Below are 23,130 nucleotides of genomic sequence, written 5' to 3'. Positions count from 1 at the left end.
ATTGTCCTCCCCTTATGGAATTGTCCGAGCTACCTCTTTTGGCAGTTTGCGGAGAGAACTAATCAAAATAGCTGAAAGTCTCTCCGTCTTTTATTTTTAGAAGAGTCTCATAGATCAATTTGATAACATTTTCTACGTCATCTCGATGTACCATTTCAACGGTAGTATGCATATATCGCAACGGGAGTGAGATCAAAGCGCTGGCAACACCACCATTACTGTAAGCAAAGGCATCTGTATCAGTTCCAGTTGCTCGAGAAAGGGCGGCTCTTTGAAAAGGAATCATATTTTTTTCCGCTGTATCTACGATTAGATCTCGTAATTTTTGTTGTACCGCAGGAGCATAAGCAATAACAGGACCTGAACCGATTTCAGCATGTCCTTCTTTCTTCTTATCGATCATTGGAGTGGTGGTATCATGAGTAACATCGGTTATGATAGCCACATTCGGTTTTATTCGGTCCGCAATCATTTCGGCACCTCTAAGACCAATTTCTTCCTGGACTGAATTTGTTACGTAAAGTCCAAATGGTAACGAAATGTTTCTTTCCTTTAAAAGTCTGGCTACCTCAGCGATCATAAAACCGCCCATACGATTATCCAAAGCCCTACAAACAAATTTATCCTCGTTCAAAATGTGAAACTGATCTGGATAAGTAATTACGCAACCTACATGTATTCCCATTTGATCTACCTCGGCTTTATCCTTTGCACCTACATCAATAAAAATATTTTCTGGTTTCGGTGGTTCTTCCTTGGATTTGTCACGCGTATGGATTGCCGGCCAACCAAAGACACCTTTTAAAATGCCTTTCTTGGTATGGATATCTACTATTTTTGAAGGGGCGATTTGGTGGTCACTTCCTCCGTTTCTTATAACATATAATAAACCATTATCGCTAATGTAATTTACATACCAGGATATTTCATCAGCATGACCTTCAATTACTACTCGAAATTTCGCCTTTGGATTTATAACCGCTACCGCTGTTCCATAGGTATCTGTAAAAAATTCATCTACGTATGGTTTTAAATATTCCATCCAGATCTTCTGCCCATTCCATTCGTAGCCAGTAGGGGATGCATTATTCAAATAATTCTCTAGAAAAGTAAGCGATTTTTCGGTAAGGATTGAAGTCTTCATGGCTTATAACTCTATCTTGGTTTGAGTCGGCAAAATTAAGGATTAAATAGGCAGGGACAAGACATTTTGCTTATTTTTGGAATGTTTTTTGGATACCAAATTCAGATAACTTTACTTCTATGAAATCTCCTTTTTATATATATGTATTTTTTGTCTTTTTCGGTCTTTCGCATTCCCACGCACAGAAAGGATCCGAAATTTTGACAAAACGGCCCGATTCTACCGAGGTTGTTTACTATATTATTGAAGGGGATACTTTAGCCAGGGATATTATAAATCTAGATGAAGTGATATTATTGGATAAACTTCATTTCAAAACTGAAAATGACCGAAGACGTTATCTCATTTTACGACGTAAAACACGGAAGGTTTATCCCTATGCTAAATTGGCGGCTGAAAGACTTACTGTAATGAAAGAGCGCCTAAATACTATTGAAAGAAATAGGGATAAGAAAAAGTATGCTAAGCTGGTTCAAAAATATGTGGAAGGCGAATTTTCCGATCAGCTTAAAAATCTTACCCATAGCGAAGGCCAGATCTTAATTAAACTGATTCATCGCCAGACAGGACACACAGCTTTTGATCTTATTAGGGAGCTACGAACTGGTTGGAGGGCCTTTTGGTACAACGTCACTGCCAATATGTTTGAAATATCTTTAAAGGAAGAATACCAGCCCTACGAGGTAAAGGAGGACTACTTAATCGAAGATATTCTACAGAGATCCTTTCAAGAAGGTATTTTGGTTAGACAGAAGCCCTCATTTCCAATTGATTATTTGGATCTATCTTCTTACTGGAATAAAAAAATAGCCGATAATTAACAGGTCTATCTATTGTACAGAATTGCGGAATCTCGTATTTTCGTAGTTCGCTCTTTTTTGACCTAGAATTCTTCTAAGTGTTTTATATTTTTTTTGCGGTTTAAATTGATAGCAGTCAGGCTTTTGGTTATTGAGGGTGAAAAAAAGTTTAAAAAAACCTGTATTTAAGTTTGGTGGAACAGAAAAGGGTTCTATATTTGCACCCGCTTAAGATAACAACCCCGGTTTGTTTCGCGAGTCGAAAAAAGCTCTTTAAAATTCTTTTAAATATTTTTCAAAAAGTATTGCAGGATTAAAAAAAGGTTGTATCTTTGCACCCGCTAAAACAACGAGTGACTTCAAAACACGAGTTGGAGAAGCGTAAAAAAGAAACATAAGTTCATTGAGATATTGAAATTGACAGCGTAGATAGCGAACGGAAACGTTTGCTGTCAACAAAGAAACTAAACTAAGTGAGATTTTCTGAGAATTTTTTTGAGAGTCGAGCTCTTACTGGAGTATGGTCGCAATATTATTGAAGATTATACGATGAAGAGTTTGATCCTGGCTCAGGATGAACGCTAGCGGCAGGCCTAACACATGCAAGTCGAGGGGTAAAGAAGTGCTTGCACTTTTGAGACCGGCGCACGGGTGAGTAACGCGTATGGAATCTGCCTTGTACAGGGGAATAGCCCAGGGAAACTTGGATTAATGCCCCATGGTATCATAGTCCGGCATTGGATTTTGATTAAAGATTTATCGGTACAAGATGATCATGCGTCCCATTAGCTTGATGGTAAGGTAACGGCTTACCATGGCTACGATGGGTAGGGGCCCTGAGAGGGGGATCCCCCACACTGGTACTGAGACACGGACCAGACTCCTACGGGAGGCAGCAGTGAGGAATATTGGACAATGGGCGAGAGCCTGATCCAGCCATGCCGCGTGCAGGAAGACCGCCCTATGGGTCGTAAACTGCTTTTACAGAGGAAGAAACACCCCGACGTGTCGGGGCTTGACGGTACTCTGGGAATAAGGATCGGCTAACTCCGTGCCAGCAGCCGCGGTAATACGGAGGATCCGAGCGTTATCCGGAATCATTGGGTTTAAAGGGTCCGTAGGCGGGCGATTAAGTCAGTGGTGAAAGTCTGCAGCTCAACTGTAGAATTGCCATTGATACTGGTTGTCTTGAATGGTTGTGAAGTGGCTAGAATATGTGGTGTAGCGGTGAAATGCTTAGATATCACATAGAATACCGATTGCGAAGGCAGGTCACTAACAACGCATTGACGCTGATGGACGAAAGCGTGGGGAGCGAACAGGATTAGATACCCTGGTAGTCCACGCCGTAAACGATGGATACTAGCTGTCCGGACCACGTTGGTGGTCTGGGTGGCCCAGCGAAAGTGATAAGTATCCCACCTGGGGAGTACGTTCGCAAGAATGAAACTCAAAGGAATTGACGGGGGCCCGCACAAGCGGTGGAGCATGTGGTTTAATTCGATGATACGCGAGGAACCTTACCAGGGCTTAAATGTAGTCTGACAGGGGTGGAAACATCCCCTTCTTCGGACAGATTACAAGGTGCTGCATGGTTGTCGTCAGCTCGTGCCGTGAGGTGTCAGGTTAAGTCCTATAACGAGCGCAACCCCTGTCGTTAGTTGCCAGCATGTAAAGATGGGAACTCTAACGAGACTGCCGGTGCAAACCGTGAGGAAGGTGGGGATGACGTCAAATCATCACGGCCCTTACGTCCTGGGCCACACACGTGCTACAATGGCAGGTACAATGGGCAGCCACTGCGCAAGCAGGCGCGAATCCACAAAACCTGTCTCAGTTCGGATCGGGGTCTGCAACTCGACCCCGTGAAGCTGGAATCGCTAGTAATCGGATATCAGCCATGATCCGGTGAATACGTTCCCGGGCCTTGTACACACCGCCCGTCAAGCCATGGAAGCTGGAAGCACCTGAAGTCCGTCACCGCGAGGAGCGGCCTAGGGTGAAGCTGGTAACTGGGGCTAAGTCGTAACAAGGTAGCCGTACCGGAAGGTGCGGCTGGAACACCTCCTTTCTAGAGAAAGACGACCGAAATTCAACAAAGAGACACTCTTATTGGAAAACACGGATGTCTTGCTTGGTTTAGCTGTCAATTTTATAATATTACGGTCAACAGGTCAAGTCTTCGGTACATCAAAACTGATTACTGAGCACTGAACATTGGGGCCCTTTACAGTCCCATAGCTCAGCTGGTTAGAGCGCTACACTGATAATGTAGAGGTCGGCAGTTCGAGTCTGCCTGGGACTACTATCGAAATCGAAACTGAAATCGAAATCGAAGATTGAAAAACAAGATATTTCTTCGGAAATATACGTTCATTACATATTGAAGGAAATTCTAGAAGTTGGGATTCAACGTTCATAATTCTGAATTCATAATTCTGAATTACTAAAATGGGGAATTAGCTCAGCTGGCTAGAGCGCTACGCTTGCACCGTAGAGGTCATCGGTTCGACTCCGATATTCTCCACCACGGACAACAATCGTTGTTCCCGTTAGCTGCCCGTTATCCGGGCCCGGGAGCGGTGAGGATCCAGACAGTTCATTGACATATTGGAAACAAAGAATACGAGAGAAGTAATAATTAAGTCTCAATGTTCAACAAACAATTATCAATGCTCAATTGAGCGTTGAAAGTTGATACTTGAATATTGAGCGAAGAACAACTCATTAAAAGAGCAAAAACCTGCCATACGGCAGGTAAAAGTACAATAAGCAAAATAAGGGCGTATGGGGAATGCCTAGGCTCTCAGAGGCGATGAAGGACGTGATAAGCTGCGAAAAGCTGCGGGGACTGGCACATACAGGTTGATCCGCAGGTATCCGAATGGGGCAACCCAGTACATTGAAGATGTATTACCGCGCAAGCGGGGCAAACCCGGGGAACTGAAACATCTAAGTACCCGGAGGAAGAGAAAACAACAGTGATTCCGATAGTAGCGGCGAGCGAACTCGGATTAGCCCAAACCGGGCGGTTTACGGACCGTCCGGGGTTGTAGGACCGCGACATTTGGTGCCTTACGAACAAGAACACGTTGGAAAGCGTGGCCATAGACGGTGATAGCCCGGTATTGGTAAGGACGGTTGCCGATAGTGGTATCCTGAGTAGTGCGGGGCACGTGAAACCCTGTATGAATCTGGCGGGACCATCCGCCAAGGCTAAATACTCCTGAGAGACCGATAGTGAACCAGTACCGTGAGGGAAAGGTGAAAAGAACCGTGAACAACGGAGTGAAACAGAACCTGAAACCATACGCCTACAAGCGGTCGGAGCCAATTTATTTGGTGACGGCGTGCCTTTTGCATAATGAGCCTACGAGTTACTGTTGCCAGCGAGGTTAAGGTCCTAAGGACCGGAGCCGCAGCGAAAGCGAGTCTGAACAGGGCGCTTTAGTTGGTAGTAGTAGACGCGAAACCGTGTGATCTACCCTTGGGCAGGCTGAAGTTTGGGTAACACCAAATGGAGGGCCGAACCCGTTGACGTTGAAAAGTCTTGGGATGACCTGAGGGTAGGGGTGAAAGGCCAATCAAACTCGGAAATAGCTCGTACTCCCCGAAATGCATTTAGGTGCAGCGTTGACATTATAGTTTTATAGAGGTAGAGCTACTGATTGGATGCGGGGGCTTCACCGCCTACCAATTCCTGACAAACTCCGAATGCTATAAAATGTTGGTCAGCAGTGAGGGCATGGGTGCTAAGGTCCATGTCCGAGAGGGAAAGAACCCAGACCATCAGCTAAGGTCCCCAAATGTATGTTAAGTTGAAAAAACGCGGTCGGACTGCACAGACAGCCAGGATGTTGGCTTGGAAGCAGCCATTCATTTAAAGAGTGCGTAACAGCTCACTGGTCGAGCGGTCCGGCATGGATAATAATCGGGCATAAACATACTACCGAAGCTATGGTCCCGACTTTACGTCGGGAGGTAGGGGAGCATTCCGTATGCGCCGAAGGTGTGCCGCGAGGTATGCTGGAGCGTACGGAAAAGAAAATGTAGGCATAAGTAACGATAATGCGGGCGAGAAACCCGCACTCCGAAAGACCAAGGTTTCCCCAGCTATGCTAATCAGCTGGGGGTCAGTCGGGACCTAACGCGAACCCGAAAGGGGTAGTGGATGGACAACGGTTTAATATTACCGTACCTGCCCGCGCCAAAAGCGACGGAGGCGGAAACTGGGTGCGCACTGACGGAATAGTGCGTTGAAGGGAGTGGCAACACCCCGATAGTACACTGAGGCCCCGGCCAAGGTGATAATCCCGGGTACCGACTTCCAAGAAAAGCGAGCGAGGCAGCCCGTACCCCAAACCGACACAGGTGGTTGGGAAGAGCATTCCAAGGAGCTCGAGAGATTCATGGCTAAGGAACTAGGCAAAATAGACGCGTAACTTCGGGAGAAGCGTCGCCCCCAGCAATGGGGGCCGCAGTGAAAGAGTCCAGGCGACTGTTTATCAAAAACACAGGGCTCTGCAAAATCGAAAGATGAAGTATAGGGCCTGACACCTGCCCGGTGCTGGAAGGTTAAGAGGAGATGTCATCCTTCGGGAGAAGCATTGAATTGAAGCCCCAGTAAACGGCGGCCGTAACTATAACGGTCCTAAGGTAGCGAAATTCCTTGTCGGGTAAGTTCCGACCTGCACGAATGGTGCAACGATCTGGACACTGTCTCAGCCATGAGCTCGGTGAAATTGTAGTATCGGTGAAGATGCCGATTACCCGCTGTGGGACGAAAAGACCCCGTGCACCTTTACTATAGCTTAGTATTGGTTTTGGATAAGCAATGTGTAGGATAGGTGGGAGACTTTGAAGCTGCGTCGCCAGGCGTGGCGGAGTCATTGTTGAAATACCACCCTTTGCTTGTCTAGAGTCTAACCCTTGAACAAAGGGGACAGTGCTTGGTGGGTAGTTTGACTGGGGTGGTCGCCTCCAAAAGAGTAACGGAGGCTTCTAAAGGTTCCCTCAATACGGTTGGCAATCGTGTGCAGAGTGCAATGGCATAAGGGAGCTTGACTGAGAGACCAACAAGTCGATCAGGTACGAAAGTAGAGCATAGTGATCCGGTGGTTCCGCATGGAAGGGCCATCGCTCAAAGGATAAAAGGTACGCCGGGGATAACAGGCTGATCTCCCCCAAGAGCTCATATCGACGGGGGGGTTGGCACCTCGATGTCGGCTCGTCACATCCTGGGGCTGGAGAAGGTCCCAAGGGTTGGGCTGTTCGCCCATTAAAGTGGCACGCGAGCTGGGTTCAGAACGTCGTGAGACAGTTCGGTCTCTATCTACAGTGGGCGCAAGAAATTTGAGTGGATCTGATCCTAGTACGAGAGGACCGGATTGGACCGACCGCTGGTGCACCAGTTGTCCCGCCAGGGGCACCGCTGGGTAGCTACGTCGGGAAGGGATAAGCGCTGAAAGCATATAAGCGCGAAACCCACCACAAGATGAGATTTCTTTAAAGGGCCGTGGGAGACTACCACGTTGATAGGCCGCAGGTGCAAGGGCAGCAATGTCACAGCCGAGCGGTACTAATAGCCCGTAAGCTTATGTACGTCCTCCCCCCGGCCCCCTCCCAAGGAGGGGGAGCAACTCAGACTTGCAGCCGTGGAAGGCAACTCTTTTAAAAGGTCAGTTCACTTTTCCCCTATACTTTGTTTCCATAATGTCAAGATATTTTCCCAGCGAACGCTGGGGGGCATTAGTAGATTGGGCATAAGGCATTGGTAACAACCAATCCCTACAACCCGGTCCCTAATTCCTAAAACCAAGGTGGTTATAGCGACGGGGCTCACCTCTTACCATTCCGAACAGAGAAGTTAAGCCCGTTTGCGCCGATGGTACTGCATCTCGTGGGAGAGTAGGTCGCCGCCTTCCTTAAAACCTCCACCATTTATTTGGTGGAGGTTTTTTTTATGGGATATACCAAATGGACGCTCCCACGTGGGTGGGTGGTAGGGGCGGGAAAGGCCGGTTGTGTTCTTTCCGATCTGGTTCCCGCCCCTGCCGTTCCTCTTATTATAAACGCCTTCCTTAAAACCTCCACCATTTATTTGGTGGAGGTTTTTTTTATGGGATATACCAAAAGGACGCTCCCACGTGGGTGGGTGGTAGGGGCGGGGAAGGCCGGTTGTGTTCTTTCCGATCTGGTTCCCGCCCCTGCCGTTCCTCTTATTATAAACGCCTTCCTTAAAACCTCCACCATTTATTTGGTGGAGGTTTTTTTTATGGGATATACCAAATGGACTCTCCCACGTGGGTGGGTGGTAGGGGCGGGAAAGGCTGGTTGTGTTCTTTCCGATCTGGTTCCCGCCCCTGCCGTTCCTCTTATTAAAAACGCCTTCCTTAAAACCTCCACCATTTATTTGGTGGAGGTTTTTTTTATGGGATATACCAAAAGGACGTTCCTGCGTGGGTGGGTGGTAGGGCGGGAAAGGCCGGTTGTGTTCTTTCCGATCTGGTTCCCGCCCCTGCCGTTCCTCTTATTATAAACGCCTGCCTTAAAACCTCCACCATTTATTTGGTGGAGGTTTTTTTTATGGGATATACCAAAAGGACGCTCCCACGTGGGTGGGTGGTAGGGGCGGGGAAGGCCGGTTGTGTTCTTTCCGATCTGGTTCCCGCCCCTGCCGTTCCTCTTATTATAAACGCCTTCCTTAAAACCTCCACCATTTATTTGGTGGAGGTTTTTTTTATGGAGCTTTATTAGTAATATAAACGACAGCTTTTCAATCTTTAAAATTAGAAATGAAAGTGCTAATATTGGATAATCTCGAAACAAAATGATATAAGATTTTCTTATAAGGTGGCTCTATAAAATTATAGTTCCTGAGATTGTTTTAAGTAGTATCCAGGTCAGGAATTATAAGTTAATTTTAATCGTAAATTTCGGCGTAATGAATTACGTTGGGGACTGATTAATAAAGAAAACTCGAGTGAGTTGATTTTTTCGACGCAAACTCATCTCAAAATATCGACTTCACCACCGTATTGATCCCCTTAAAACAAAGGTAAATTGCTCCAACCGCTGCAACTAGGGCGGGTACAATAAAAACGAAGAACATAAAGGTTTCCTTGTTCAGGAAGGAGAGCGTTAAAAGATAGGGAGCTAAGAACAACAGGGGCAAGGCAAAGGCCAGATACTTTAAACCTTTTTTTAGTATATTAAAATCAGTGTGTTCTTTTCCCATAGCTATATAATATATATTGGTCTCAAATTTAAACAAAATTGGGGACTTTTGAAACGGCAAGTGGGAACCGAACTTAGTTAGTTTCTTTGCAGTCCTAAATCAAATATCCGGATTACTGAAGGGGTAGTGGATGAAATTTAAAATGCTGCACTTTCAACTTACAATCTAATTTTTTACTGCGTCGATTGCTTTTCGCACATTCTGGTGTTTATCCAAAAGAATTTGGGCTTCTCTTTCAGATATATTTAGTTCCTCCATTATCATTCGTACGCCGCGGTCCACCAGTTTATTATTGCTCAATTGCATATCAACCATTTTATTTCCTTTTACTCTTCCCAATTGAATCATCGCGGTAGTGGAGATCATATTGAGGACCAGTTTCTGTGCCGTTCCTGCTTTCATTCTTGAACTTCCCGTCACAAATTCTGGTCCTACATTTACCTCTATTGGAAATTGGGCCGCAAGGGCAAGAGGACTGCCTTCATTACAGGTAATACAACCGGTTGTGATGTTATTATCATTGCAATATTTTAATGCTCCTATTACATAAGGGGTTGTGCCCGAGGCGGCGATTCCTATTACTATATCTTTTTCGGAAATATTTTCTTTTTGTAAATCCTGTACCCCTTGTTCTTCAGAATCTTCCGCAAATTCCACGGCTTTTCTGATGGCGGAATCTCCCCCGGCAATTAATCCAAGCACCAATCCGTGCGGTACGCCGAAAGTGGGAGGACATTCGCTGGCATCAAGGATTCCCATACGGCCACTTGTTCCGGCGCCGATATAAAATAGCCTGCCGCCGTTTTTTAATTTGTCAATAACTTGTATGGTGAGATTTTCAATCTGAGAAATGGATTTTTCCACCGCATAGGCAATCGATTTGTCTTCATTGTTTATATTCTGAAGCAATTCTGAAATGCTCATTTTTTCTAAATTATCATATTTTGAAGCGGATTCGGTAATTTTATGGTAAGTCATTTGTTCTTGTATTATTGGGGAAAAGAAGATGTTGAAGCAGAAATCTTTTGAACCAAAAAGAAATATTATTTCAAAATGTAAATCCTGATAATGCAACTACGAATTTACTTTAAAATAAATAGCTAAAAAATTTGTTTCTGCTAATTCTGCTTTTTCAGAAAATCTGTTTTAAATAGTTATAAAAAAGAAAAATGGGGAATCCAGTAACGGAGGTCCCCTTTTTGCAGGTTTTTTATTAGTTTCTATTTCTTGATAATTCTTAAATTTTTGCTTTCACCATTATATGAAATGGTAACCATATAAATCCCAATGTTCAATACTTCAGGAAGGTTGAATTGGATGGTATTTTCAGAAAAAGTTTTTTCAGTGGTCAATATTTTCCTTCCTAGAATATCATGCACTGAAATAGCAACAACCTCTCTGTTCAATTTCGGCGCAGCTATGTTAAAGGTAACATTCCTTACAGGGTTGGGGAAATGAATGGTTCCTGAAAGTAAATTTATTGCACTATATATTCTAATACCGATATTTCTGAGATTCTGAAATATCCCAATGGATAATTTTCTGGATTGGTTTGATTAATGATATTTCCCCTTACGGTGGCGGGTTGGGTTTCGAAAGGCCCGCCTCCACTTCCAGTTTGTTGTAATAGGATAAACATATAATTATAAAATTCCTCCGTTACTCCCGATAGGGTGAATTGAACGTTATCTCCCGCCGATAAATCGTCCGCTAAATACATAGCAAAGATTCGGTTTCCATTAAAAAATTCGTCGCTTAGCACATCTCGGGCCACCCCTCGTTTAGAAGAACCTATATAGTAGTAGAAGTTTTTTTGGTCTATAGGATCGGTAAAAAATGCTTTTAATTCTATTTGATCGCCCAGAAAACCACCATCGTTCTTTTGTTCAACATATTCCAATTCGGGAGAGGAAACAAGATGGGTGGTTGCCGTATATATTTCGTCCTTATATTTTATATGAAGAGTATAGTTGTTATTTGGTTGTGGTAGGAAATCACCATTATAATAACCTTCCTCTGAGTGAACAAAAGGATACAGAGTTCCACTTTCATCCATTATATATATGGTAGCGTCTTCTACTACCGGGATATTATTATCGAAAAAGGGAGCGGTGGTTGTCAATTTCACAGTGCTAAAAACCGCTCCCGTCGCGGGTCTTATACTTATGTTGGCCTCTACAACCAATCTTGGTTTTGCATCGTTCAGATCTACATCAATTACATCTTCACAAGAGGTAAGAAGAAGCAAGCTGCTAACAAGAAATAAAAACTGCTTCATAATCTAAAATTTAAAGTTGTAGGTAACTGAAGGAATAATTCCGAAGATAGAAAGTCGCACAGCCTCATTTGTTCCGTTGTCTGTATTTTCACTGAATGAAAAAGAAGCGGCATTTTTTCTGTTGTAAACATTGTAAACGCTAAAAACCCATTCTCCTTTCCACTTCGGACTGTTGTCGCTATCAGAATACCTTCCTGCTTTTGGTCTCCAAGTAGCAGAGATATCCATTCGGTTAAAGGGAGTCAATCTGCTGCTATTGCGAGCTTCATACACGGGAATGACCATTCCGTCGTAAAAATACTGGCCTTCTGGAAAGGTACTTGGCCGGCCCGTTTGAAAGATAAAATTTGCACCAAACGACCAGCTTTTTGAAAGATCATAAGAGCCGGTGAAAGATAGGTCGTGGGTTTTATCCCAAGGAGTATTGTACCAATCCCCATTATTAATCCCACTTTCATTTGCAGTTCTTCCGGGAGTGCGCTGTTCACTTTTAGAAAGAGTATAAGCCAACCATCCCTGAAATCTACCCGAATTTTTCTTCAGAAGCAATTCCAATCCGTAGGATCTGGCTTCGCCATTTAGCAGAATCTGTTCCACGGCATTGTTCGCAATTAAATCCGCGCCATTAATATAGTCCAAACGGTTTTGAACTTTCTTAAAAAAGGTTTCAACTTCCATGGAGTAATTCTGAAAATTGCGGAAATATCCCAATGCTACCTGATCAGCTAGTTGAGGTTCTATGTATTTTCCGCTAGGGGCATATATATCAAATGGAGTAGGAGAGGTGGTATTGCTAATTAAATGGATGTATTGGGTCATTCGGTTATAGCTCGCCTTTATAGAAGAATCATCATTCAATAAAAATGAAACAGAAAGTCGGGGTTCCAGATGGGCGAATGATTTGATTGTTTCACTTCTTTTAAAGGAAACAGTATCACTGGGTTTTGCTTTTTCGTATATTCCCAAGTCTTCATTATAAAGTAATGGGAGGTTGTTTTCATATAAAAAAAGTTCAGATTGCCCCAACCTGTTAAAAGTTGAAAGTCTGAGTCCCGCATTGACCAGAAGGTTTTTGGAGACCTTTATATCAGCACCAGTATAAAAAGCATTTTCCCAAGCAAATTTATCGGTTAGTTTAAATTCATTCACGGCCGAAGTTTCCGTAGTAGGTTTTACATTTCCAGGATTAAACTTATAGGAGATGCTATTTACCCCATACTTTAATTCTATGTTTTCCGAAAGGTAGTTGGAGAAGTCGTATTTAAGATTGAAATTCGTTATTCCACTATCAAACTTAAATTCTACAAATTTCAGTTCCAATCCAAAATAGTAATCAGAATAAATCAATGACAGGTTGGAAAATAATTTATCTGAAAAGATATGGTTCCACCTTAAATTTAAAGTGGTATTTCCGAAAGTGTTTCCGAAGCTTTCAGAAATTTTAAACACATCCCTCCCGAAATATCCTGAAAGAAAGAGTCTGTTATTCTTGTTTAGATTATAACTTACCTTGGTATTTAAGTCGTAGAAATAAGCAATATTATCCAAGTCAAACAAGGGAAGGAACAAGTGGGCATAACTGCTGCGGCCTCCTATCAGAAATGAAGCGGTATCCTTTTTTATAGGTCCTTCAAGAAGTAAACGACTTGCAACCAATCCAATTCCGCCTGTGGCGTGGTAGTTACGATTATTTCCGTCCTTTTGATAGATATCCAAAACAGAAGAAACTCGACCTCCATATTGCGCCGGGATTCCTCCTTTATATAAGGTGAGATCCTTAATAGCATCAGGATTGAAAACGGAGAAGAATCCGAATAAATGCGATGAGTTGTAAAGGGTTGCCTCGTCAAGTAAAATTAAATTCTGGTCGGCTGCGCCTCCTCTTACGTTAAATCCGCTGGCCCCTTCACCGGCACTGGTTACTCCCGGAAGCAGGGTTATGGATTTTATAATATCCACTTCCCCCAAAACTACTGGAATCTTTTTTATGGTGCTGGAAGAAAGAGTATTTGCACTCATTTGGGTACTTCTAATATTGAGTTTTTCAGGGTTTGCTTCAAGAAGTACTTCGTCTAGACTTTGGGAATCTTCGGATAGGGTAAAGTTCTTTTTAATGTTTTCTTGAAGGTCAATCGTGAATTGTTGGGTGGCAAAGCCCAACGTGCTTATTGTTATTTCGTATTGTCCTCTAGGTAAAGTAATAGAATAAAATCCATATTGATTAGTCACAGTTCCCGTTTGAAGTGGAGAGACCAAGATATTAACTCCCATGAGGGTTTCTCCGGTTTCTTCCTCAGAAACGGTTCCATTCAAAGTGAATTTTTCTTGGGAATGAATTAAGAAACTTCCAAAGAATATGGTAAGAGTGATCAATAATCTCAATGGTTGTATGTTTGAATTAAAAGATTTGTTACTCCAAATGAACCCTGCCAATACTCTAAATGCTGGATGGGTTACTAAATAAAAGTTTATTTCTTTTTTCTTTTTGCAGCGGGCGTAAATTCACTGACAAAATGCAATTTAACATTAGGGTATTTGGATTGTGTCATTTGCAAGGTAAACGCTGAATCGGCAAAAAAGACCAGTTGTCCGCGTTTGTCTTTTGCAAGAAATCGGGATTTTACCCTTTTAAAATCTTCAAATTCCTCACTTTTTGGATCCACCGGATCCACCCAACAGGCCTTGTGAACATTCAAGTTTTCATAAGAACATTGAGCTCCATATTCATGTTCCAAACGATATTGGATTACTTCAAATTGTAAAGCGCCGACCGTTCCAATTACCTTTCGTCCGTTAAGTTCTAAAGTGAATAGCTGGGCAACCCCTTCATCCATTAATTGGTCGATTCCTTTTTCCAGCTGCTTGCTCTTCATAGGATCGGCATTATTGATATACTTAAAGTGCTCTGGTGAAAAACTTGGAATTCCCTTATAGTTCATTTCTTCGCCCTCGGTAAGTGTGTCGCCAATTTTGAAATTTCCCGTGTCGTGAAGACCCACAATATCCCCCGCATACGAAGTATCCACAATTTGTTTCTTTTCGGCAAAAAAAGCATTCGGACTGGAAAACTTCAATTTCTTTCCTTGGCGAACGTGAAGATAAGGCGTGTTTCTTTCAAAAATACCCGAAACAATTTTCACAAAAGCCAATCTATCCCTGTGTTTGGGATCCATATTGGCGTGGATTTTAAAAACGAAACCACTGAACTCTTTTTCTTCGGCATCAACCAATCGCGTATCACTCTCCTTGGGTTGCGGGGTTGGGGCAATTTCCACAAAACAATCCAACAATTCACGAACTCCAAAATTATTAAGGGCGGAACCGAAAAATACAGGTTGAAGATTTCCTTCCAAATATTCCTCTTTATTAAAATCGGGGTAAACCTCATACACAAGTTCCAGTTCCTCCCGAAGCGTTTTAGCGGCTTTTTCTCCGATAAGTTTTTCTAGTTCAGGGTGCTGAACATCCTCAATCTCGATTGTTTCCTCAATATTTCTCCTGCTATCGCCACTAAAGAGGTTTATATTTTTTTCCCAAATATTGTAAATTCCCTTAAAATCATACCCCATCCCAATGGGGAAGCTTAATGGAGTTACCCGGAGTTTTAACTTTTGTTCAATTTCATCCAAAAGATCGAAGGCATCACGGCCTTCGCGGTCCATTTTGTTTATAAAAACGATGATGGGAATATTCCGCATTCTACAGACTTCCACCAACTTCTCAGTTTGTTCCTCGACCCCTTTTGCCACGTCAATAACAACAATCACACTGTCAACGGCAGTTAAAGTTCTAAAAGTATCTTCTGCGAAATCCTTGTGACCGGGCGTATCGAGAATATTAATCTTTACCCCTTCATATTCAAAAGCGAGCACAGAAGTAGCTACGGAAATTCCTCGTTGACGCTCAATCTCCATAAAATCACTCGTAGCGCCTTTCTTTATCTTATTGTTCTTAACCGCTCCCGCTTCTTGGATTGCACCACCGAAGAGCAGCAATTTTTCAGTAAGTGTTGTTTTTCCCGCATCAGGGTGGGCAATGATGGCAAAAGTTCTTCTGCGTTTTATTTCCTTTTGTAAAGACATTTCCTAAAATTATAATGGGCGCAAAGATAAAGTTTGTTGGCGTGAATATAAGGGGCTTTGGTATGATTTTGCGAATTTCTATTTTGTATGTATTATTTCCTTTTTTCAACGAAATCACAGAGCCAGCCTAGAGTGGAATCAATATTTATTAATTCGCTAATTATTTTATTGAACGACAGGCAGCATTATTTACTCATTAAGTTGAATTCCTGTCCTGATATTTAATATCCATCCCGTCCTAAATATATTTGCAAAAATATTCAAGATCCTAAAGTTGATTGAAGTTTTTTCTTTTTTGCATTGCCCAAACCCTTATTAATGTGAGGCGCTGAAAACTCGTGGCTCTTTTCCATTTTCCAATTTCATTACCTCGAGGTTTTAGCTTTTTTAACGAGTTCGCTTTTCGTATTTTTGGCGGTTAAGACTATTTTAAATGAAAGAAGAACAAGTTGTATTGGTCAACGAAAATGATGAAAAGATCGGTTTAATGGGCAAACAGGAAGCACACGAAAAAGCACTCCTTCACCGCGCCTTTTCGGTGTTTATTTTTAATGATAAAAACGAACTTATGCTGCAACAGCGCGCTTTGGATAAATACCATTCGCCCGGCTTATGGGCCAACACCTGCTGTAGCCATCCGCGAGATGGTGAAACTGTAGTGGAGGCCGGAAAGCGAAGGTTGAAGGAAGAAATGGGTTTTACAACGGACTTAAAGGAAACTACTTCATTCATCTATAAAGCTCCTTTTGATAATGGATTGACCGAGCACGAACTCGACCATATTCTCATCGGAAAATATGAAGGAAATCCAACTCTTAACCCAGAGGAAGTTGCAGCTTGGAAATGGATGGATCTGGAAGAGGTAAAGTCTGACATAAAGACCAATCCTGCAAATTACACCGAATGGTTTAAAATAATTTTTGATAAATTTTACCAACATCTTGCTGTATGAGCCTAACCGTATATAGAAAAGCGCACTTTAACGCTGCCCACAGACTTTTCCGTGAGGAATGGGATGATGCGAAGAACCTTGAAGTTTTTGGAAAATGCAGTAATCCCAATTATCATGGCCATAATTATGAGCTAGAAGTAGGAATATCTGGAGAGCTGGATCCAAAAACAGGATTTTTGATGAATCTGAAAGCGGTTAGTCAGATTATTAAAGAAGAAGTGGAAGATCCTTTTGACCACAAAAATTTAAATATAGAAGTTCCCGAATTTAAAGAGCTTAATCCAACGGTCGAAAATATTGCTATCGTTATCTGGAATAAACTGCGGAATCGAATAGACCACAAATATACAATTACCGTTAAACTCTACGAAACGCCACGAAATTTTGTGGTCTATACTGGCAAATGAAAGAAACAGAACCACAATTATATCCCCTAAAATTTAAACCAATTTTAAAGGAAAAGGTTTGGGGAGGAAAAAAGCTCAATAATCTTTTAAATAAGAAGGCCACCGGAAACATTGGTGAAAGCTGGGAAATTTCGGGAGTTGAAAACAATGTTTCTATCGTTGCCAATGGCCCTTGGGAAGGAAAGTCATTGGACGGATTACTCTCAGAATTTAAAGAAAAATTGGTAGGGGACCGGGTTTATAAAATTTTTGGAAATAAGTTTCCTTTATTGTTCAAGTTTATTGATGCGGCTGATGATCTTTCCGTACAGGTACATCCGGAGGATTCACTTGCCAAGCAAAGACATAATTCCTTTGGAAAAACGGAAATGTGGCATATTTTTCAGGCCGATCCAGGAGCGCAGCTTATTGTTGGGTTTAAAAATGAACTCGAAAAAGAGGATTATTTAAGAACACTTGCCGAGGGAAATATCACCGAAATTCTCAATTCCGTAACTGTTAAAAAGGGAGATACCTTTGTGATCTATCCGGGAACGGTGCACGCCATTGGTGCTGGAGTTTTATTGGCTGAAATTCAGCAGACCTCAGATATCACTTATCGCATTTATGATTGGGATAGACCTGAAGCCGATGGGAAAATGCGCGAGCTCCACACCGATTTGGCGGTGGACGCAATAGATTTTGGCTCAAACCCAAAGAAGGAAAGTTATCCGAATAAGGAAAACTTTCCGGTGCATATTGCTGAGACGGAGTTTTTTTCCACAAACAAACTTCATCTTTCGCAATCCTTTGTGCGCAAATTAGGCGATATGGATTCTTTTGTTGTTTATATGTGTCTTGAAGGTCAGGCAACTATAGCAGGTAACGGATTTTCGGAGAAAATGGAAATAGGGGACACGCTTCTTATCCCTGCAGAAATAGAAGAGATTACATTCGATACAAAAGGAGCTTCATTTTTGGAAGTGTACGTACCTTAATTGTTGTACCTTGCGCCAAATTTCGAATTTTAATTAACAAGTAATACATTTACAGTACAATGGCAAACGTAAGAGATTTAAAAAAAGACATCAACTATGTGTTGGGAGATATTATTGAGGCCGTTTATATCTGGGAGCTTACCAATCCAGGTAAAGACAACAAAAAAGCAGAGGGAATCATTGAAGATGCTATTCTGACTTTCGATGAGTTGATCGCTAAGGTGAATCAGAGAAAAGTTGAAAATAAAAAGAAACATTTTCAAGCCGTTAATGCTGAACTAGAAGAGCGCGGCAAAAAACTGATAGATCAGATTAACGCACTATAACAGTGTATCGGCTTCTTTTGAAGTTTTAATAAAAGACTCCAATTCCTTACCGTATTTGGAGTCTTTTATTTTTGGTGAAAGTGTGTTATACACTGTATCCAAATATTTTATTTGGGAATTATAGGCTTCACTTAACATTAGAAAGGGAGCTACTTCATAATCACTATTTTTGATTGCAAAGTTGATGGTCGCAAAATTCTGGCTGGCCTGCAAACTTTGTTGTTTCCTATCTATTTCCTTGACCAAAGAGTCGGTGTTTTTTGTTCGAGCATTAATTCTAACTTCAATAAAATCTAAGTTTTTAGTGATATAGCGCTGCTTCAATAAATAATAGTCTCTTAACAGACTGTCATTTTTAGAACCTGAAACCTTTGCTGCACTCCCAAACTTTTCGAGGTTTGTCTCAATGTTTACATTTCCATTTTCTCCGAAAAATTGTATTCTATCGTCTTTTAGAGTTCCATCTTTTAAACGCACGTATAAATAATAAATCTCAGGGCTTTCCACCTTTTCTGAAAAACTGAATTGCGAATTTCCATTTATGTCCATTGAATCAACAGTAACCAAAACAGTGTCTTCAAACTTCTGAAGCAATAAAGTTCCTTTTTCCAAGCCTTTCACCGCACCGGTAAGGTGCATTATTTCCGGGTTAGGGGAGGAACAACTTAATATTGATAGAAATATTATAAGAATGTAGGTGGAGTAGCGCATTTTGATTGTTTAAAGTAATTCTGTGCTCTAAGATAATTCCGTTTTAAGCAGGTGCAAATATGATAGAATTATTGGATTAATTCAGGCTAAAATCTTTCAAATTTATTGAGTTTTTCGATCTTCTGTAAAGTGTTTGTTTTAGTGAATTTCTGTTAGACTGCTGAAGCCAATTGCATTAAAACCGTACATAAGATTGCGCCCACCGTCCCGATTGCATATCCAAAAACGGCTAAAAGAACTCCAACGGTTGCCAAAGAGGGATGGAAGGCGGAAGCTACAATCGGAGCGGATGCCGCACCTCCCACATTTGCTTGACTGCCCACTGCAAAGAAGAAATACGGGGCTCGTATTAATTTTGCAACCAAGATCATCAATCCCGCGTGGGTTGCCATCCAAATCAAACCAATTACGATTAACCACAGGTTGTCAAAGATCAAGGTAAGATCCATTTTCATACCAATGGTGGCTACGAGAATGTAGATAAAAACACTTCCAAATTTACTTGCCCCGGCGCCTTCATAACTTTTGGCTTTGGTAAAAGACAGCAAAATGCCGATAATGGTGGTAATGGAAATCATCCAAAAGAAACTCGAATCTAAAAACGTAAATATATTTCGAACGATTCCCTTGGGGATATCGTCCACTATAGAAGAAAAAAATGCACTTATATAATCTGCTCCAAAATGTGAGAAGCTTACGGTACCAAACGCTATTGCTGCAAGGATCATCAAGTCGGTAAGGGTGGGATTTCTATCTACTTTTTTGGTGTATTCAGAAACATTTGCTTTTAAATTTTCTATTGCGGTGGTATCGGCTTTAAGCCATTTGTCAATTTTTGCCGATTTTCCTATTCCGAAGAGGATCACTGCCATCCAAATATTTGCCACAACAATATCGACGAAAACCATCCCTCCATAGAGTTTCTGGTTATATCCATAAATCTCTAGCATAGCAGTTTGATTTGCGCCCCCACCAATCCAACTTCCCGCGAGCGTAGAGAGACCACGCCATACTGCATCGGCACCCTCGCCTCCCACGGCTTCGGGATGTAGGGTTCCCACAATTAATACTGCAACCGGTCCCCCGATTATAATTCCAGCCGTTCCAGTTAAAAACATTATCAGAGCCTTTGGGCCTAATTTGAATACGCCCTTTAAATCGATACTCAGTGTCATTAAAACCAACGCCGCTGGCAGTAAATAACGACTGGACATATAATAAAGACTGGTGCTTCCCGCTTTTACTTCCCCTGAATCGGATATGGAAATCCATTCAGGGCTTATGATTCCCGAGGTCGTAAGCAGCGCTGGAATAAAATATGCCATAAACAAGGCGGGAACGATAACGTAAAACTTATTCCAAAAACCGGTGCTTTTTGAGGATGTATAAAAAATAAATCCTAAGACCACCATTAAAACTCCAAAGACAATCGTGTCGTTTGTAAATAATGGTGTTGTATCTCTAAGTATCTCCGTAGCGGTTTCGTCCATTTTTTAATTTTGCCGCAAAATACAATTAATTTGTAAGTTGATTGCACTTTGATAAAAGTCGACAGGATAAACTTTTAATTGAAAAGGCAGACATTTCTAAAAAATGGGGAAGTTGATAACATTTATAAATTGAACCAACTCGTTTGAGTAAAATAAATTTAAAATGGTTGATTCTCTCTTTTAATTCTCTTTTATAAATATTGAAATGGCGTCGGTCAATTCGGGCATTACGGGAAGATCGTATTGATTATAAGTTTTGCTGTTTTCCAGATCATTTCCCTCCACCTCTTTAAATATATGGTTCATATTAGGAATGATAAGATATTTAGCATTTGGTTCTGCCGATTTGAGTAATTCGGCTTCAGAGATTTGAACCTGAAAATCCTTATCGCCGTTAATTATCATAACAGGGATATCAAGTTTCTTAATCTCTTCTTGGGGATTATAAAACATCCAACTAAAAATAAAGGGCTGAATTTCTTTTCTGAAGATTGATCCCAGTGCGGGACTATAGTTATTCGCAACCCCATTTGCCCGTAAGTCGTCAAAGGAGGTACGGGCATTTTCTACCAGCTCGGGAGCCTGTTTGGATAATTGGTCAACAATTACATCGTCTATTTCCTGACCAGCGCCGGCTATAGAAACATATCCATCTGCACCTTCCTGCGCTGCGACCATCCCGATGAGGGAACCTTGACTGTGGCCAATAATGTAAATCTTGGAAAATCTTGGATCTTTTTTAAAGTATTTCAAGATTGCAATTGCATCATCTATAAAATCTTTAAAATGAATATTTCTTTCATCAAGATATTTATTTCTCATTAGTTTGATGATTCTTTTATCATATCTAAAGGTGGCGATGTCTTCTTTATAAAGACCTTCGGCAAGAAAACGAAGCGAATTGTTTTTCATCATCTGCTGGTTTCCATCTCTATCGGTTGGACCGCTACCAGCAATAATGATTGCCAGAGGTTGGGTTTTTGTAGTATCTGGAACCAATAGAGTACCGTCAATTAGGGGAGTTATACCAATATTCTGGGAATTAAATTCATTATTCTGTGATATTCCTATCCAAGAAAAAAGAAGACTTATAATAAGAAAATATTTCATGGGAGTAAGTTTAAAATTAATTTAATTGTTGATTGGTAACCGAACTTGAAAATTGACATATTTTCTACCTTCTACCTTCTAACTTCTGCCTTCTGAAGAAAATGAAGATTTGCGTTATTGGTAATTTGAAATTAATTATTTAAAACTAATCAGGGTTACTATCTTTGCCATTCAAATCCAAATATCGTTCAAATGTATAGAATTCTTTTTCTTTTTGTTTTCGTGCTTTTTTATTCTGTCCCCGCCTTAGCAGAGGATTGGGGCGTAACCGGGCATAGAGTCGTAGGTGAAATTGCAGAGAAATATCTGGATCGGAAAGCAAGTAAGGCAATTTCGGTACTGCTGGATGGTCATTCATTGGCATTTGTTGGGCCATTCGGAGACGATATAAAGAGCAATCGAGAATTCGATTCATTTAAGCCGTGGCATTATGTCAATTTTCCTTTCGGCGAGCGATATGAAACTTATCCTAAAAGCGAAGAAGGGGATATCATTAACGGAATTTACGCTTGCATAACGATCTTAAAGGACGAAAAAAGTTCAAAGGATGAAAAAGCATTCTACCTTAAACTGCTCGTTCATTTTATAGGGGACTTGCATCAACCTCTGCATATTGGAAAACTGGATGATAAGGGTGGAAACGACTTTCAAGTTCGCTGGTTTGGGAATGGAACAAACCTTCATAAAGTATGGGATTCTGAAATGTTGGATAGCTATAAAATGTCCTATACAGAGGTAGCTAGGAATGCAGATGTTTTGTCAAAAAAAGAAGTTGAAGCAATAAAAAGTGGAACTGTTTTAGATTGGATGTATGAAAGCCGTGCTCTTTGCGAGGATATTTATGATAATAGTGAGGTAGGTGAGAAATTGGGCTATAACTATATGTATAAATATATGGATACCGTCCGATTTCAATTACAGAAAGGCGGCATACGATTGGCCTCTCTTCTGAATGACATTTTTGGATGACTCTTTAAATAGTTTCTGGTTTCTTATTTCAAGTTCCAAGTTCCAAGTTTCAAGTCTAAAGTTCCACGTTTCGGGTTAATAGCCTGTGGTTTGTAGTCAGTAGCCTGAAGTTTTCATACTCTAACATAAGACTTCTAGCATCCAACTTCTCATTTTCCTCTTCGCCCGTCGAATTTCTCTCTTCCCACTTCCTACTTTCTACTTCAAACTAAGTATAAAGATAGGCCCAATACATCAGAGCGAATTGAAGAGGCAAACGAAGGATTAGAAGCCATTTGGGTAACTTCATGGCTGCTTTCTCATTTTTAAGCATGTAAATGTGGACGGGGAGGAACAAGATTAATAGAATTATAATTCCCCAAGCTGCTTCTACTTGGGAATTTTTGTTCATTATCATAAATCCAAGAATCATTTCCGCAATTCCACTAATAATAACCATACTTCCATGCGCTGGAATGTAGGGTGGAAGGATGCGTTCATAAATTTTGGGTTTCCAAAAGTGCATCATTCCGGCAATTACAAAAAGTACTCCTATTAAATATTGGTGCCAAGGCAGCATAGTACGTTATTTTAAGGTTTTAAAAATAGGTCTTTTTGATATCTCTTGAAAGGCTAAAGGGTTTAAATAAAAAACCTCCCCAGAGGGG

At 41.4% G+C, this 23,130-nt stretch carries 19 protein-coding genes, 2 tRNA genes and 3 rRNA genes; 13 read left to right on the top strand and 11 right to left on the bottom strand.

Annotation, left to right across the window (positions count from 1 at the left end):
* Positions 1-58: 58 nt before the first annotated feature.
* Positions 59-1,144: a M42 family metallopeptidase gene (locus EI546_RS05420; RefSeq protein WP_128249588.1), complete on the bottom strand. Its 1,086-nt coding sequence runs from the start codon at positions 1,142-1,144 to the stop codon at positions 59-61.
* A gap of 119 nt (positions 1,145-1,263) precedes the next feature.
* Here EI546_RS05420 and EI546_RS05415 point away from each other — a divergent pair, with 119 nt between their 5' ends.
* From EI546_RS05415 to EI546_RS16165, 8 genes are all read left to right on the top strand, one after another.
* Entirely contained in the window at positions 1,264-1,965 is a 702-nt protein-coding gene (locus EI546_RS05415; RefSeq protein ID WP_128249587.1) for a DUF4294 domain-containing protein, read from the top strand.
* Between the two features lie 525 nt (positions 1,966-2,490).
* A 16S ribosomal RNA gene (locus tag EI546_RS05410) occupies positions 2,491-4,015 on the top strand.
* Between the two features lie 160 nt (positions 4,016-4,175).
* Positions 4,176-4,249 (top strand) — tRNA-Ile (locus tag EI546_RS05405).
* Between the two features lie 148 nt (positions 4,250-4,397).
* Positions 4,398-4,474 (top strand) — tRNA-Ala (locus tag EI546_RS05400).
* A 236-nt stretch (positions 4,475-4,710) separates the two neighbouring features.
* Positions 4,711-7,546, top strand: a 23S ribosomal RNA gene (locus EI546_RS05395).
* A gap of 213 nt (positions 7,547-7,759) precedes the next feature.
* Positions 7,760-7,868 (top strand): 5S ribosomal RNA (gene rrf / locus EI546_RS05390).
* Together the 16S, 23S and 5S rRNA genes with 2 tRNA genes alongside form the textbook arrangement of a ribosomal RNA operon.
* A 38-nt stretch (positions 7,869-7,906) precedes the next feature.
* Positions 7,907-8,482, top strand: coding sequence for a hypothetical protein (locus tag EI546_RS05385; protein WP_128249586.1), 576 nt, complete (start codon positions 7,907-7,909; stop codon positions 8,480-8,482).
* A 47-nt stretch (positions 8,483-8,529) separates the two neighbouring features.
* On the top strand, positions 8,530-8,700 hold the full coding sequence (locus tag EI546_RS16165; protein ID WP_164905177.1) for a hypothetical protein: 171 nt from the start codon (positions 8,530-8,532) through the stop codon (positions 8,698-8,700).
* 256 nt (positions 8,701-8,956) lie between these two features.
* On the opposite strand, the gene EI546_RS05380 is transcribed toward EI546_RS16165, so the two are convergent.
* The 6 genes from EI546_RS05380 to EI546_RS05355 all read right to left on the bottom strand — a co-directional run bounded on the left by EI546_RS05380 (position 8,957) and on the right by EI546_RS05355 (position 15,541).
* Positions 8,957-9,181: a DUF6095 family protein gene (locus EI546_RS05380; protein ID WP_128249585.1), complete on the bottom strand. Its 225-nt coding sequence runs from the start codon at positions 9,179-9,181 to the stop codon at positions 8,957-8,959.
* Between the two features lie 165 nt (positions 9,182-9,346).
* Positions 9,347-10,159 (bottom strand): N-acetylmuramic acid 6-phosphate etherase, encoded by an 813-nt coding sequence (gene murQ / locus EI546_RS05375; protein WP_128249584.1) that lies wholly within the window; start codon positions 10,157-10,159, stop codon positions 9,347-9,349.
* A 242-nt stretch (positions 10,160-10,401) separates the two neighbouring features.
* Complete coding sequence (locus EI546_RS16460) at positions 10,402-10,587, bottom strand: T9SS type A sorting domain-containing protein (protein WP_240673165.1); 186 nt, start codon at positions 10,585-10,587, stop codon at positions 10,402-10,404.
* Between the two features lie 71 nt (positions 10,588-10,658).
* Entirely contained in the window at positions 10,659-11,459 is an 801-nt protein-coding gene (locus EI546_RS05365; protein ID WP_128249582.1) for a DUF4249 domain-containing protein, read from the bottom strand.
* Between the two features lie 3 nt (positions 11,460-11,462).
* Positions 11,463-13,841 (bottom strand): TonB-dependent receptor, encoded by a 2,379-nt coding sequence (locus EI546_RS05360; RefSeq protein ID WP_128249581.1) that lies wholly within the window; start codon positions 13,839-13,841, stop codon positions 11,463-11,465.
* A gap of 86 nt (positions 13,842-13,927) precedes the next feature.
* The gene (locus EI546_RS05355; protein WP_128249580.1) at positions 13,928-15,541 is read right to left on the bottom strand and encodes a peptide chain release factor 3; all 1,614 of its coding nucleotides are present in this window, start codon (positions 15,539-15,541) and stop codon (positions 13,928-13,930) included.
* Positions 15,542-15,974: 433 nt separating this feature from the next.
* Here EI546_RS05355 and idi point away from each other — a divergent pair, with 433 nt between their 5' ends.
* Genes idi through EI546_RS05335 form a run of 4 tightly spaced genes read left to right on the top strand, consistent with a single transcriptional unit; the run spans position 15,975 to position 18,203 of the window.
* Positions 15,975-16,493: an isopentenyl-diphosphate Delta-isomerase gene (gene idi, locus EI546_RS05350; RefSeq protein ID WP_128249579.1), complete on the top strand. Its 519-nt coding sequence runs from the start codon at positions 15,975-15,977 to the stop codon at positions 16,491-16,493.
* Complete coding sequence (locus EI546_RS05345) at positions 16,490-16,900, top strand: 6-pyruvoyl trahydropterin synthase family protein (protein WP_128249578.1); 411 nt, start codon at positions 16,490-16,492, stop codon at positions 16,898-16,900. Before idi ends, EI546_RS05345 begins: the two co-directional genes overlap by 4 nt.
* Positions 16,897-17,877 carry a type I phosphomannose isomerase catalytic subunit gene (locus tag EI546_RS05340; RefSeq protein ID WP_128249577.1) on the top strand — a complete coding sequence of 327 codons (981 nt, stop codon included), beginning with the start codon at positions 16,897-16,899 and terminating at the stop codon, positions 17,875-17,877. The genes EI546_RS05345 and EI546_RS05340 overlap by 4 nt, the downstream gene beginning before the upstream one ends.
* A 59-nt stretch (positions 17,878-17,936) precedes the next feature.
* Complete coding sequence (locus tag EI546_RS05335; RefSeq protein WP_128249576.1) at positions 17,937-18,203, top strand: hypothetical protein; 267 nt, start codon at positions 17,937-17,939, stop codon at positions 18,201-18,203.
* Here EI546_RS05335 and EI546_RS05330 read toward each other — a convergent pair.
* From EI546_RS05330 to EI546_RS05320, 3 genes are all read right to left on the bottom strand, one after another.
* Positions 18,198-18,914: a DUF4369 domain-containing protein gene (locus EI546_RS05330; RefSeq protein WP_128249575.1), complete on the bottom strand. Its 717-nt coding sequence runs from the start codon at positions 18,912-18,914 to the stop codon at positions 18,198-18,200. The two genes, EI546_RS05335 and EI546_RS05330, sit on opposite strands and share 6 nt — an antisense overlap.
* Positions 18,915-19,066: 152 nt before the next feature.
* A complete protein-coding gene (locus EI546_RS05325; RefSeq protein WP_128249574.1) occupies positions 19,067-20,404 on the bottom strand; it encodes a DUF819 family protein in 1,338 nt (445 codons plus the stop codon).
* 180 nt (positions 20,405-20,584) lie between these two features.
* Positions 20,585-21,514, bottom strand: coding sequence for an alpha/beta hydrolase family protein (locus tag EI546_RS05320; RefSeq protein WP_128249573.1), 930 nt, complete (start codon positions 21,512-21,514; stop codon positions 20,585-20,587).
* Positions 21,515-21,706: 192 nt separating this feature from the next.
* Between EI546_RS05320 and EI546_RS05315 the strand changes: the two genes are divergently transcribed.
* Entirely contained in the window at positions 21,707-22,483 is a 777-nt protein-coding gene (locus tag EI546_RS05315; protein WP_128249572.1) for a S1/P1 nuclease, read from the top strand.
* A gap of 208 nt (positions 22,484-22,691) precedes the next feature.
* Here EI546_RS05315 and EI546_RS05310 read toward each other — a convergent pair whose 3' ends face one another.
* Positions 22,692-23,042: a DoxX family protein gene (locus EI546_RS05310; protein ID WP_128249571.1), complete on the bottom strand. Its 351-nt coding sequence runs from the start codon at positions 23,040-23,042 to the stop codon at positions 22,692-22,694.
* Positions 23,043-23,130 lie beyond the last annotated feature (88 nt).

It is taken from the genome of Aequorivita sp. H23M31 (assembly GCF_004022485.1).
GTDB lineage: Bacteria > Bacteroidota > Bacteroidia > Flavobacteriales > Flavobacteriaceae > Aequorivita > Aequorivita ciconiae.
This window is presented reverse-complemented; position numbering and strand designations above follow the sequence as displayed.